Genomic DNA, 13,215 nt, shown 5'->3' with positions numbered 1-13,215 from the left:
CGTCGGCGAGGAGAAACCCTCGGCCGCCCACCGGGCCCGGCTCGCACTCGCCGACGCCGCCGGGACGGTGCTGGCCGGCGGCCTGTCCCTGCTCGGCATCGACGCACCCGACCATCTCTGAAGAGCCAGCGAAGAGAGCCACCGAAGACATGAGCCGTTCCGCACACCCCGCCGGGCCCCGTTACGCCGACGTCCTCCCCGAGGGGCACTACTCCGCGCCCCCCGCCGACCTCAACGCCCTCGACCCGAAGGTGTGGGCCCGGACCGTCGGGCGCGACGAGCACGGCGTGCTCACCGTCGGCGGGATCGACGTCAAGCAGCTCGCCGAGGAGTTCGGCACCCCCGCGTACATCCTGGACGAGGCCGACTTCCGGGCCCGGGCGCGGGCCTGGCGCACCGCCTTCGGCAGCGACGCCGACGTGTTCTACGCCGGCAAGGCGTTCCTGTCCCGGGCCGTCGTGCGGTGGCTGCACGAGGAGGGGCTGAACCTCGACGTCTGCTCCGGCGGCGAGCTCGCCACCGCGCTGTCCGCCGGGATGCCCGCCGACCGCATCGCCTTCCACGGCAACAACAAGTCCCCGGCCGAGATCGAGCGCGCCGTCCGCGCCGGTGTCGGGCGGATCGTGCTCGACTCGTTCCAGGAGATCGTGCGCGTCGCCCACATCGCGCAGTCCCTCGGCAAGCGGCAGCGGGTGCAGATCCGCATCACCGTCGGCGTCGAGGCGCACACGCACGAGTTCATCGCCACCGCCCACGAGGACCAGAAGTTCGGCATCCCGCTCGCCGGCGGGCAGGCCGCCGAGGCCGTGCGGCGGGCGCTGCAGCTCGACGGTCTCGAGGTCATCGGCATCCACAGCCACATCGGGTCGCAGATCTTCGACATGTCCGGGTTCGAGGTCGCCGCGCACCGGGTCGTGGGACTGCTCCGGGAGATCCGCGACGAGCACGGGATCGAGCTGCCCGAGATCGACCTCGGCGGTGGGCTCGGCATCGCGTACACCAGCGACGACGACCCCCGTGAGCCGCACGAGATCGCCAAGGCGCTGACCGAGATCGTCACCCGGGAGTGCGAGGCCGCCCGGCTCTCCACGCCGCGCATCTCCGTGGAGCCGGGGCGGGCCATCGTCGGTCCGACCGCCTTCACCCTGTACGAGGTGGGGACCGTCAAGCCGCTCGAGGGGCTGCGGACGTACGTGTCCGTCGACGGCGGCATGTCGGACAACATCCGTACCGCGCTGTACGACGCCGAGTACAGCGTCGCCCTCGCCTCCCGCAGCTCCGACGCCGAGCCGATGCTGTGCCGGGTCGTCGGCAAGCACTGCGAGAGCGGTGACATCGTGGTGCGGGACGCCTTCCTGCCGGGGGACCTGGCGCCGGGCGACCTCATCGCCGTACCGGCCACCGGGGCGTACTGCCGGTCGATGGCCAGCAACTACAACCACGTCCCGCGCCCGCCGGTCGTCGTCGTCGACGGCGGTGGGGCGCGGGTGATCGTCCGCCGGGAGACGGAGGAGGACCTGCTCCGTCTCGACGTCGGGTGACGGGTTCGCCCGTCACCGGCCCGCCGGGATCGCGGGCCGGCGTCCGGGAGGAAGATCTCCTGTCCTCCCGGGCATGGAAATGAAATAGATGTCTCACGATCCGGACAAAGGGCAGAAATTTACGTCCGGTGAGTGAGACTGGTGCAACCGAGACGGTCATGAGGAAACGAGGTCGGATGATGCGTACGCGTCCGCTGAAGGTGGCGCTGCTGGGCTGTGGAGTGGTCGGCTCAGAGGTGGCGCGCATCATGACGACGCACGCCGACGACCTCGCCGCGCGCATCGGGGCCCCGGTGGAGCTCGCCGGGGTCGCCGTGCGGCGGCCCGACAAGGTGCGCGAGGGCGTTCCCGCGGAGCTCGTCACCACCGACGCCACCGCCCTCGTCAAACGCGGCGACCTCGACATCGTCGTCGAGGTCATCGGCGGGATCGAGCCCGCCCGGACGCTGATCACCACCGCCTTCGAGCACGGCGCCTCCGTCGTCTCCGCGAACAAGGCGCTGCTCGCCCAGGACGGGGCCGCGCTGCACGCCGCCGCCGAGGCGCACGGCAAGGACCTCTACTACGAGGCCGCCGTCGCCGGCGCCATCCCGCTGATCCGGCCGCTGCGCGAGTCGCTCGCCGGTGACAAGGTCAACCGGGTGCTCGGCATCGTCAACGGCACCACCAACTTCATCCTCGACAAGATGGACACCACGGGCGCCGGCTACCAGGAGGCGCTCGACGAGGCCACCGCCCTGGGGTACGCGGAGGCCGACCCGACCGCCGACGTCGAGGGGTTCGACGCCGCCGCCAAGGCCGCCATCCTCGCCGGGATCGCCTTCCACACGCGGGTGCGGCTCGACGACGTCCACCGCGAGGGCATGACCGAGGTCACCGCGGCCGACTTCGCCTCCGCCAAGGAGATGGGCTGCACCATCAAGCTGCTCGCCATCTGCGAGCGGGCCGAGGACGGGGCGTCGGTCACCGCGCGGGTCCATCCGGCGATGATCCCGCTCAGCCATCCGCTGGCCTCGGTGCGCGGGGCGTACAACGCCGTGTTCGTCGAGTCGGACGCCGCCGGCCAGCTGATGTTCTACGGGCCGGGCGCGGGCGGCGCGCCGACCGCCTCCGCCGTGCTCGGCGACCTGGTCGCCGTGGGCCGCAACCGGATCGGCGGGACGACCGGACCGGGCGAGTCCGCGTATGCCGCGCTGCCCGTCTCGCCGATGGGCGAGGTCGTCACGCGCTACCACATCAGCCTCGACGTGGCCGACAAACCGGGTGTTCTCGCCCAGGTCGCGACCGTGTTCGCGGAGCACGGCGTATCGATCGACACGGTGCGCCAGCAGGGCAAGGACGGGGAGGCATCCCTCGTCGTCGTCACCCACCGTGCGTCCGACGCGGCCCTCGGCGGGACCGTCGAGGCGCTGCGCAAGCTCGACACCGTGCGCGGTGTCGCCAGCATCATGCGGGTTGAAGGAGAGTAACCAGCAATGACCCACCAGTGGCGCGGAATCATCGAGGAGTACCGGGACCGGCTGCCGGTATCGGACACCACGCCGGTCGTGACGCTCCGCGAGGGCGGTACGCCGCTCGTGCCCGCGCAGGTGCTCTCCGAGCGCACGGGCTGCGAGGTCCACCTCAAGGTCGAGGGCGCGAACCCGACCGGGTCCTTCAAGGACCGGGGCATGACCATGGCCATCTCCAAGGCCAAGGAGGAGGGGGCCAAGGCCGTCATCTGCGCCTCCACCGGCAACACCTCCGCCTCCGCCGCCGCGTACGGGGTGCGCGCCGGGATGGTGTCCGCCGTGCTCGTGCCGCAGGGCAAGATCGCGCTCGGCAAGATGGGCCAGGCGTTGGTCCACGGGGCGAAGATCCTCCAGGTCGACGGCAACTTCGACGACTGCCTCACGCTCGCCCGCGCCCTGAGCGACAACTACCCCGTGGCGCTGGTCAATTCGGTCAATCCGGTGCGCATCGAGGGGCAGAAGACCGCCGCCTTCGAGATCGTGGACATGCTGGGCGACGCGCCCGACATCCATGTGCTGCCGGTGGGCAACGCGGGCAACATCACGGCCTATTGGAAGGGCTACCGCGAGTACGCCGCCGACGGCGTCTCCACCAAGGCCCCCCGCATGTGGGGCTTCCAGGCCTCCGGCAGCGCCCCGATCGTGCGCGGCGAGGTGGTCAAGGACCCGTCGACCATCGCCACCGCCATCCGCATCGGCAACCCCGCCTCCTGGCAGCACGCGCTGGCCGCGCGGGACGAGTCCGGCGGTCTCATCGACGAGGTGACGGACCGTGAGATCCTGCGCGCCTACCGGCTGTTGGCCTCGCAGGAGGGCGTCTTCGTCGAGCCCGCGTCCGCCGCGTCGGTCGCCGGTCTGCTGAAGGCCGCCGAGCAGGGCAAGGTCGACCCGGGGCAGCGGATCGTGTGCACCGTCACGGGCAACGGCCTGAAGGACCCGGACTGGGCCGTCGCCGGCGCCCCGCAGCCGGTCACCGTCCCCGTCGACGCCGCGACCGCCGCGGAGCGCCTCGGCCTGGTCTGATCCGGCCGTCCGGGCCGCCGCCGGGATCCCTCCCCGCCCGGCCCGGACGCCGTCGAGCGGCCCGGACCGGGTCGAACGGCGCGCTCCGGTGGCACCGGGGCGGCACGGGACGACACGGTCCGGCAGGACGGGCGTAAGAAGGCGCTCACCTGGGGAAGTTCCCGGGAGGGGGTGCACAGGGGGCTTACGACACGCATCGTGCGCCTCCTGTGCGCCCTATGTCGCCACAGAACCTTCCTTCGATAGGCTGTACTGAACCCGCCCGCCGCATATGCCGCGGTCTCGCGTCGTCCCGTGGTCCGGACAGTGGCCCGGAACGGCCCGGAAAGCGGCCGACCAGCCCGGTCGGCGGCGGGCCCAGGGGTTGACCCAGGGGTTTTCGTACGCCGTCGAAGGTCCCGCCCTCGAATGTCCATCGAACGTCATTCGACAGTCACGTAGCTCAAGGAGAGTCTTCGAGCGATGGCCGGTCCCGCGTTCCGCGCCGCCGCCGTCCGGGTGCGCGTCCCCGCCACCAGCGCCAACCTCGGCCCGGGCTTCGACGCCCTCGGCCTCGCGCTGGGTCTGTACGACGACGTGGTCGTCCGGGTGGCCGACTCCGGGCTGCACATCGACATCGCCGGCGAGGGCAGCGAGACCCTCCCGCGCGACGAGAGGCATCTGCTCGTACGCTCCCTGCGCACCGCCTTCGATCTGCTCGGCGGGCAGCCGCGCGGCCTGGAGATCGTCTGCGCCAACCGCATCCCGCACGGCCGGGGCCTCGGGTCCTCCTCGGCCGCCATCTGCGCCGGGATCGTCGCCGCCCGCGCCGTGACGATAGGCGCCGAGGCCAAGCTCGACGACACCGCGCTGCTGGAGCTCGCCACCGAGATCGAGGGTCACCCCGACAACGTCGCGGCCTGCCTGCTGGGCGGTTTCACCCTGTCCTGGATGGAGGGCGGCGCCGCCCGGGCGATCAGGATGGACCCCGCCGATTCCATCGTTCCGGTGGTTTTCGTCCCCGGTAAGCCGGTCCTCACCGAGACCGCGCGCGGCCTGCTGCCGCGCACCGTGCCGCATGTCGACGCCGCCGCCAACGCGGGCCGTGCCGCCCTGCTCGTCGAGGCCCTCACCCGGCGCCCCGAGCTGCTGCTGCCCGCCACCGAGGACCGCCTGCACCAGGAGTACCGCGCCCCGGCCATGCCCGAGAGCGCTGCCCTCGTGGAGCGGCTGCGCGGGGACGGCATCCCCGCGGTGATCTCCGGCGCCGGACCCACGGTCATGGCGCTGGCCGACGCGGACACCGCCGACAAGGTCGAAGCGCTGGCCGGCACCGACTGGGCCGCCAACCGGCTCGCTCTCGACGTGCGGGGCGCGAGCGTGCTTCCGCTCGCCACCTGACACCCGGTTGCCGGATTTGGAGAGGGGGAATGTTTGTTGGATCCGGTAGTGTTAACCTCAAGTCTGCACCCGACCCCACCATGGCGAGGTGCCTCGTGTCCCCGTCCGGGACAGACATTCTTCCGGGAGCTCCCCAAGTCGCACTGTGTTCTCTGCCTCGTACCTGAGCGGTACGTCGTACGCGGACACTGAGCGGCCCGTGGGGCACGCTCCGGAACCGGTGCGACCACGCCACGTGACACTGGGTGCCACGGCTCGAGGAAGCGCCATCACCAGATATCTCTTCCGCCGCTCAGGCGGACAACCGCCCCGGCACGGTCCACACAGCAAGGACCGAAGCCGGACAGCACAACCGGTCGCCGAGCCAGACAGGCCGACGTCCGCTCCAGGGAAGGACCCTTCGTGAGCGACACCACCGATCTGATGGGCGCACGTGTCGAGGAGACCGCTGCCGCGCCCGCCACGGACGCTTCCGCGCCTGCCACCGGTGCCGGCTCCCGGCGGCGCCGCGGTACCGGCCTCGAGGGCATGGTGCTGGCCGAGCTGCAACAGGTCGCGTCCGGCCTCGGTATCAGGGGCACCGCGCGCATGCGCAAGAGCCAGCTGATCGAGGTCATCAAGGAGGCGCAGGCCGCCTCGGGCGCCGCCGCCCCGGCCCAGGCCGAGCCCGCCGCCGAGACCAAGCCCAAGCGCCGCGCCACCTCCCGGACCCGTACGGGCGAGGCCGCCGAGAAGAAGGCGGACGCCAAGGACGAGCAGGCTCCCGCCGAGAAGGCCGCGGCCCAGCAGCAGATCGAGATCCCGGGCCAGCCCTCCCCGAAGGCCTCCGCCCCGGCCGAGCAGGCCCCCGCCGAGGAGGCCGCCCCCGCCGAGCGCCGCCGCCGTCGCGCCACCGCCGAGGCCGGTGCCCCGGCCGTCGCGTCCGAGACGGTCACCGCCGAGGCGAAGGCCGAGCCCAAGGCCGAGACCCCGGCCCAGGCGCAGCAGCAGCCGCAGCAGGGCGATGCCAGGTCCGACCACGAGGGCGGCGAGGGCCGCCGCCGGGACCGCCGTGAGCGCGGCCGCGAGCGTGACCGCGGCGATCGCGGTGACCGCGGCGACCGCGGCGGTGACCGTCGCGGCAAGGGCGACGACCAGCAGCAGAACCAGGGCGGCCAGAGCCGCCAGCAGAACCAGCAGCAGGGCGGCGGCCGCCAGGACGACGGCTACGACGACGACGGCAGCGGCCGGCGCGGCCGGCGCGGGCGCTACCGCGACCGCCGTGGCCGCCGTGGCCGCGACGACGTGCAGGAGCCGCAGATCACCGAGGACGACGTCCTGATCCCGGTCGCGGGCATCCTGGACATCCTCGACAACTACGCCTTCATCCGCACCTCCGGCTACCTGCCGGGCCCGAACGACGTGTACGTCTCCCTCGCCCAGGTCCGCAAGAACGGCCTGCGCAAGGGCGACCACATCACCGGCGCGGTCCGCCAGCCCAAGGAGGGCGAGCGGCGCGAGAAGTTCAACGCGCTCGTCCGGCTCGACTCCGTCAACGGCATGGCGCCCGAACACGGCCGCGGCCGCCCGGAGTTCAACAAGCTCACCCCGCTGTACCCGCAGGACCGCCTCCGTCTGGAGACGGACCCGGGCGTGCTGACCACCCGGATCATCGACCTCGTGTCGCCGATCGGCAAGGGCCAGCGCGGTCTGATCGTGGCCCCGCCGAAGACCGGCAAGACCATGATCATGCAGGCGATCGCCAACGCGATCACCCACAACAACCCCGAGTGCCACCTGATGGTCGTCCTCGTCGACGAGCGTCCGGAAGAGGTCACCGACATGCAGCGGTCGGTCAAGGGCGAGGTCATCTCCTCGACCTTCGACCGCCCGGCCGAGGACCACACCACGGTCGCCGAGCTGGCCATCGAGCGCGCCAAGCGCCTGGTGGAGCTGGGTCACGACGTCGTCGTGCTGCTCGACTCGATCACGCGTCTGGGCCGTGCGTACAACCTCGCCGCCCCGGCCTCCGGCCGCATCCTGTCCGGTGGTGTCGACTCGACCGCCCTGTACCCGCCGAAGCGCTTCTTCGGTGCGGCCCGCAACATCGAGGACGGCGGCTCGCTGACCATCCTCGCCACCGCCCTGGTGGACACCGGGTCCCGCATGGACGAGGTGATCTTCGAGGAGTTCAAGGGCACCGGCAACATGGAGCTCAAGCTCGACCGGAAGCTCGCCGACAAGCGGATCTTCCCCGCGGTGGACGTCGACGCGTCCGGCACCCGCAAGGAGGAGATCCTGCTCGGTGCCGAGGAACTGGGCATCGTCTGGAAGCTGCGCCGGGTGCTGCACGCGCTCGACCAGCAGCAGGCGATCGAGCTGCTCCTCGACAAGATGAAGCAGACCAAGTCGAACGTCGAGTTCCTGATGCAGATCCAGAAGACGACGCCGACGCCGGGCAACGGCGACTGACGTCCCCCTTCCGCAAGGGCCGCCCGAAGGCGGCCCGAGGGCCGCTTCCGTCACGGAAGCGGCCCTTCGCGCGTTCTCCGGCACCCCGGCGGGACCCTCGCCCCAAGGATCCCGTAGGCGCCGCTTCCGGGCCGTGCGGCCTCCTCGGCCGCGAGCGCGGAGGAGCGGTGCGCGCACCGCCCCGGCGCGGCGGTCCCGGGTCCGGCCGAGCACGGGCGCCGTGCGACCCCGTGCCGCGTTTTCCCGTCCCGCCGGACGGCGAGACGATGGGTGCCGTACGGGAAGCGAACCGGCCGGGTCCGGCACCGGCGCAGCGAGGCCGGCGGCCGGACGGGAGCTGGGGGTCACATGGCTGCCGAGAGCACACCGGACCCCGGTGCACCGGGAGGACCCGGCACGGCGGGTCCGCGGCACCGGACCGAGGGGCGCCGCCGCAAGCAGCGCGGGAAGCGGCGCACGGGCACGAGGATCGCGGCCTGGGCCGCCGCGGGCCTCGTCGCCTTGGGCGGCGCCGGCGCCGGGTACCTGTACCTCAGGCTCGACGGCAACATCGACAGCGTCGACATCGACCGGGCCCTCGGCACCGACCGGCCCGAGAAGACCGGCAACGGCTCCGAGAACATCCTGGTCCTCGGCTCCGACACCCGCTCCGGCGGCAACGGGGAGCTCGGCGGCGGCACCGACGACGGCACCGCCCGCTCCGACACCGCGATGATCGTGCACGTCCACGGGGGCCGCGAGGCGGCCAGTGTGGTCTCCCTCCCGCGCGACACCCTCGTCGACCGCCCCGAGTGCACCGACACCGAGGGCGGCACCCACCCCGCCGCGACCGGTGTGATGCTCAACTCCGCCTACTCCACGGGCGGGGCCGCCTGCGCGGTGAAGACCGTCGAGTCGATCACCGGCCTGCGCATGGACCACTACCTGGAGATCGACTTCGCCGGCTTCCGGAAGCTCGTCGACGAACTCGGCGGCGTCGAGATCACCACCACCGAGGACATCGAGGACCCCGAGAGCCACCTCGACCTGAAGGCCGGCACCCACCGGCTGGACGGCGAGCAGGCCCTCGGCCTGGTGCGCACCCGGCACGGCGTCGGCAACGGCTCCGACCTCGGCCGCATCCGGCTCCAGCAGGCCTTCCTCAAGGCGCTGGTGCGGCAGGCCGGGGAGACCGGCGTCCTCACCGGCCCCAAGAAGCTGTACGACCTCGCCGACACCGCCACCAAGGCCGTCACCACCGACTCCGGCCTCGGCTCGGTGAACTCCCTGATGTCCTTCCTGAACGGCCTGAAGGGCATCACCCCCGCACGGATGCGGATGGCGACCATGCCGGTGCGGTACGACCCGGCCGCCCCCGGCCGGCTCCTGCTCGACGAGGACAAGGCCCGGCTGGTCCGGGACGCGCTGAGGAACGACGAGCCGATCCCCGAGGCCGCCACCCGGGGCACCGGCGCCGACGGGGCCGGGGACGCGCCGGGCACCTCGTGGACCGGCGCCCCGCCGACGGGAATACATCGCCTCCACCCCCGGTTTGGGGGGAAGGCGCCAGTCCTGGCAGACTGGTACGTCGGCTCCGGTTCACGCCTGTCGCATCCCGCGGCGGCGACCCGGCGCCCTCCCGGAACCTAGGAGACACCTTGAAGCGCGACATCCACCCCGAGTACGTCGAGACGCAGGTCAGCTGCACCTGTGGCGCGTCGTTCACCACCCGCAGCACGATCCCCGCCGGCACCATCCGCGCCGAGGTCTGCTCCGAGTGCCACCCGTTCTACACGGGCAAGCAGAAGATCCTCGACACCGGTGGCCGTGTGGCCCGCTTCGAGGCCCGCTTCGGCAAGGCCGCCGGCTCCAAGAAGTAGCGCGCCCCCAATCGCCGGTCCGCGGCAGTGCCCCCACCGAGGGGGCGCGCCGGGACCGGCGTTTTTGGTCGCCCGCCCTTCACCCCCGTACCAGCAGGAGCCCAAGATGTTCGAGGCCGTCGAGGAACTCGTCGCCGAGCACGCCGACCTGGAGAAGAAGCTCGCCGACCCGTCGGTCCACTCCGACCAGGCCAACGCGCGCAGGCTGAACAAGCGTTACGCCGAGCTCACCCCGATCGTCGCCACGTACCGCTCCTGGAGGCAGACGGGCGACGACATCGAGACCGCGCGCGAACTGGCCGCCGACGACCCGGACTTCGCCGCCGAGGTCAGGGAGCTGGAGCAGCAGCGGGAGGAGCTCACCGAGAAGCTGCGCCTGCTGCTGGTCCCGCGCGACCCCAGCGACGACAAGGACGTCATCCTCGAGATCAAGGCGGGCGCGGGCGGCGACGAGTCCGCCCTGTTCGCCGGCGACCTGCTGCGCATGTACCTGCGCTACGCCGAGCGCGTCGGCTGGAAGACCGAGATCATCGACGCCACCGAGTCCGAGCTGGGCGGCTACAAGGACGTCCAGGTCGCCGTGAAGGCCCGCGGCCAGGTCGAGCCCGGCCAGGGCGTGTGGGCGCGGCTGAAGTACGAGGGCGGCGTGCACCGCGTGCAGCGCGTGCCGGCCACCGAGTCCCAGGGCCGCATCCACACCTCCGCGGCGGGTGTCCTGGTGACCCCCGAGGCGGAGGAGGTCGACGTCGAGATCAACCCGAACGACCTGCGCATCGACGTCTACCGGTCCTCCGGTCCCGGCGGCCAGTCCGTCAACACCACCGACTCCGCCGTGCGCATCACGCACCTGCCGACCGGAGTCGTCGCCTCCTGCCAGAACGAGAAGAGCCAGCTGCAGAACAAGGAGCAGGCACTGCGTATCCTGCGCTCCAGGCTGCTCGCCATGGCGCAGGAGGAGGCGGAGAGGGAGGCCGCCGACGCCCGCCGCAGCCAGGTCCGCACCGTCGACCGCTCCGAGAAGATCCGCACCTACAACTTCCCGGAGAACCGCATCTCGGACCACCGCGTCGGCTTCAAGGCGTACAACCTGGACCAGGTCCTGGACGGCGACCTCGGCGCGGTGATCCAGGCCTGCGTCGACGCGGACTCGGCCGCCAAGCTCGCCGCCGCGTAAGGCACGAGGCACGTAGTACGAGTACTTCCGGAGGCATCGCGTGAACCTGCTGCTCGCCGAGGTGGCCCAGGCCACCCAGCGGCTCGCCGACGCCGGCGTGCCCTCGCCGCGCACCGACGCGGAGGAGCTCGCCGCGTTCGTGCACGGCGTCAAGCGCGGCGAGCTGCACACCGTGAAGGACTCCGACTTCGACGCCCGGTACTGGGAGGTCACCGCCCGCCGCGAGGCCCGCGAGCCGCTCCAGCACATCACCGGGCGCGCCTACTTCCGCTACCTGGAACTCCAGGTCGGCCCCGGGGTGTTCGTCCCGCGCCCCGAGACAGAGTCGGTGGTCGAGTGGGCCATAGACGCGGTCCGCGCCATGGACGTCGTCGAGCCCCGCATCGTCGACCTGTGCACCGGCTCCGGCGCGATCGCCCTCGCCCTCGCCCAGGAGGTGCCGCGGTCCCGCGTGCACGCCGTGGAGCTGTCCGAGGACGCCCTCGTGTGGACCCGCAGGAACATGGACGGCTCCCGCGTCGAACTGCGCCAGGGGAACGCCCTGACGGCCTTCCCGGACCTCGACGGCCAGGTCGACCTGGTCATCTCCAACCCGCCGTACATCCCGCTCACCGAGTGGGAGTACGTCGCCCCGGAGGCCCGGGACTACGACCCGCAGCTGGCCCTGTTCTCCGGCGAGGACGGCCTCGACCTCATCCGGGGCCTGGAACGCACCGCGCACCGGCTGCTGCGCCCCGGCGGGGTGGTCGTCGTCGAGCACGCCGACACCCAGGGCGGCCAGGTGCCGTGGATCTTCGCCGAGGACCGCGGCTGGACCGACGCCGCCGACCACCCCGACCTGAACAACCGCCCCCGGTTCGCCACCGCCCGCAAGGCACTGCCGTGAGCGTCCGGCACACCCCATCCCCCCAGCAGCACGTACGAGGAGGCCCGCCAGATGGCTCGGCGATACGACACCAACGACGCCACCGACCGCACGACCGGGCTGCGTGAGGCCGCGTCCGCCGTCCGCCGCGGCGAGCTCGTGGTGCTGCCGACGGACACGGTGTACGGCATCGGCGCCGACGCGTTCACCCCGGACGCCGTCGCCGACCTGCTGGCGGCCAAGGGCCGGGGCCGCACCATGCCCACGCCCGTCCTCATCGGCTCCCCGAACACCCTGCACGGCCTGGTCACGGACTTCTCCGAGATGGCCTGGGAACTGGTCGACGCGTTCTGGCCGGGCGCGCTGACCCTGGTCGCCAGGCACCAGCCGTCCCTCCAGTGGGACCTCGGCGACACCCGCGGCACGGTGGCCGTGCGGATGCCGCTGCACCCGGTCGCCATCGAACTGCTCACCGAGGTCGGCCCCATGGCCGTCTCCTCCGCCAACCTCACCGGCCACCCGGCGCCGGAGAACTGCGACGCCGCGCAGGAGATGCTCGGCGACTCCGTCTCCGTGTACCTCGACGGCGGTCCGACGCCCGGCAACGTCCCCTCCTCGATCGTCGACGTCACACGGCCGGTGCCCCTGCTGCTGCGCGAGGGCGCGATCTCGCCGGAGGAGCTGCGCAAGGTGGTACCCGACCTCGAGGTGGCGAATTGACGGCCCCCGAGTCGGGGCGTGGCATAGGCGGCGGGGAAACCGCCGCGGAAGTGACGACGACCTTCGGATTCCCGCGCGACACCTTCCGCATCCTCCACGTCAGTACCGGAAACGTGTGCCGCTCGCCCATCACCGAGCGGCTGACCCGGCATTTCGTGAGCCAGCGGCTGGGTGTCCTGGGCGGCGGGCTGATCGTGGAGAGCGCGGGCACCTGGGGGCACGAGGGCGCGCCGATGGAGACGCACGCGGAGACCGTGCTGGCCGAGTTCGGCGCGGACGCCTCCGGCTTCACGGGCCGCGAACTCCTGGACGAGCACGTGATCCGCGCCGACCTGGTGCTGACCGCCACCCGGGACCACCGCGCCCAGGTCATCTCCATGGGCCACTCGGCGGGCCTGCGCACCTTCACGCTGAAGGAGTTCACCCGCCTGGTGAACGCGATCGACCCGGCGACCCTGCCCCCGCTGGACGACGGCCTGGTCATGCGCGCCCGCGCCCTGGTCCGCGCGGCCGCCGCGCTGCGCGGATGGCTCCTGGCCCCGACGGTCGACGCGGACGAGGTCCACGACCCGTACGGGGCGCCGCTGACCTTCTTCCGCTCCATCGGCGACGAGATACACCAGGCCCTGGACCCGGTGGTCACGGCCCTGACGGGCGTACCGACACGGGCGTGAGGCCGGGCGCGCCCGGC

The 13,215-nt window shown here is 72.3% G+C and carries 12 protein-coding genes; all 12 read left to right on the top strand.

From position 1 onward, the window contains the following. Positions 1-121, top strand: a 121-nt coding sequence (locus B7L92_RS29590; RefSeq protein ID WP_255311197.1) for a DALR anticodon-binding domain-containing protein, incomplete at its 5' end; no start/stop codon positions are given. A 28-nt stretch (positions 122-149) separates the two neighbouring features. After that, positions 150-1,541 carry a diaminopimelate decarboxylase gene (gene lysA, locus B7L92_RS29585; RefSeq protein WP_081240428.1) on the top strand — a complete coding sequence of 464 codons (1,392 nt, stop codon included), beginning with the start codon at positions 150-152 and terminating at the stop codon, positions 1,539-1,541. A gap of 176 nt (positions 1,542-1,717) precedes the next feature. Then, a complete protein-coding gene (locus B7L92_RS29580; RefSeq protein ID WP_016824626.1) occupies positions 1,718-3,010 on the top strand; it encodes a homoserine dehydrogenase in 1,293 nt (430 codons plus the stop codon). 6 nt (positions 3,011-3,016) lie between these two features. After that, positions 3,017-4,075, top strand: coding sequence for a threonine synthase (thrC, locus tag B7L92_RS29575; RefSeq protein WP_004983346.1), 1,059 nt, complete (start codon positions 3,017-3,019; stop codon positions 4,073-4,075). Positions 4,076-4,537: 462 nt separating this feature from the next. Beyond that, positions 4,538-5,455, top strand: coding sequence for a homoserine kinase (gene thrB / locus B7L92_RS29570; RefSeq protein WP_004983345.1), 918 nt, complete (start codon positions 4,538-4,540; stop codon positions 5,453-5,455). 402 nt (positions 5,456-5,857) lie between these two features. Continuing rightward, positions 5,858-7,906: a transcription termination factor Rho gene (rho, locus tag B7L92_RS29565; RefSeq protein WP_081240427.1), complete on the top strand. Its 2,049-nt coding sequence runs from the start codon at positions 5,858-5,860 to the stop codon at positions 7,904-7,906. A gap of 348 nt (positions 7,907-8,254) precedes the next feature. Then, positions 8,255-9,535, top strand: a complete 1,281-nt coding sequence (locus B7L92_RS29560; RefSeq protein WP_081240426.1) for an LCP family protein — start codon at positions 8,255-8,257, stop codon at positions 9,533-9,535. Positions 9,536-9,543: 8 nt separating this feature from the next. After that, positions 9,544-9,765 carry a 50S ribosomal protein L31 gene (rpmE, locus tag B7L92_RS29555; protein WP_004983342.1) on the top strand — a complete coding sequence of 74 codons (222 nt, stop codon included), beginning with the start codon at positions 9,544-9,546 and terminating at the stop codon, positions 9,763-9,765. A gap of 106 nt (positions 9,766-9,871) precedes the next feature. Then, positions 9,872-10,939: a peptide chain release factor 1 gene (gene prfA, locus B7L92_RS29550; protein ID WP_004983341.1), complete on the top strand. Its 1,068-nt coding sequence runs from the start codon at positions 9,872-9,874 to the stop codon at positions 10,937-10,939. Positions 10,940-10,979: 40 nt separating this feature from the next. After that, positions 10,980-11,825, top strand: a complete 846-nt coding sequence (prmC, locus tag B7L92_RS29545) for a peptide chain release factor N(5)-glutamine methyltransferase (RefSeq protein WP_081240425.1) — start codon at positions 10,980-10,982, stop codon at positions 11,823-11,825. A 51-nt stretch (positions 11,826-11,876) separates the two neighbouring features. Continuing rightward, positions 11,877-12,524: an L-threonylcarbamoyladenylate synthase gene (locus tag B7L92_RS29540; protein WP_081240424.1), complete on the top strand. Its 648-nt coding sequence runs from the start codon at positions 11,877-11,879 to the stop codon at positions 12,522-12,524. After that, a complete protein-coding gene (locus B7L92_RS29535; RefSeq protein WP_026084868.1) occupies positions 12,521-13,198 on the top strand; it encodes an arsenate reductase/protein-tyrosine-phosphatase family protein in 678 nt (225 codons plus the stop codon). Before B7L92_RS29540 ends, B7L92_RS29535 begins: the two co-directional genes overlap by 4 nt. The last annotated feature ends 17 nt before the right edge of the window (positions 13,199-13,215 follow it).

This window comes from Streptomyces viridosporus (assembly GCF_002078235.1).
Lineage (GTDB): Bacteria > Actinomycetota > Actinomycetes > Streptomycetales > Streptomycetaceae > Streptomyces > Streptomyces viridosporus.
Note: the sequence above shows the minus strand (reverse complement) of the source record. Positions and strands in the feature narration are given on the sequence as shown.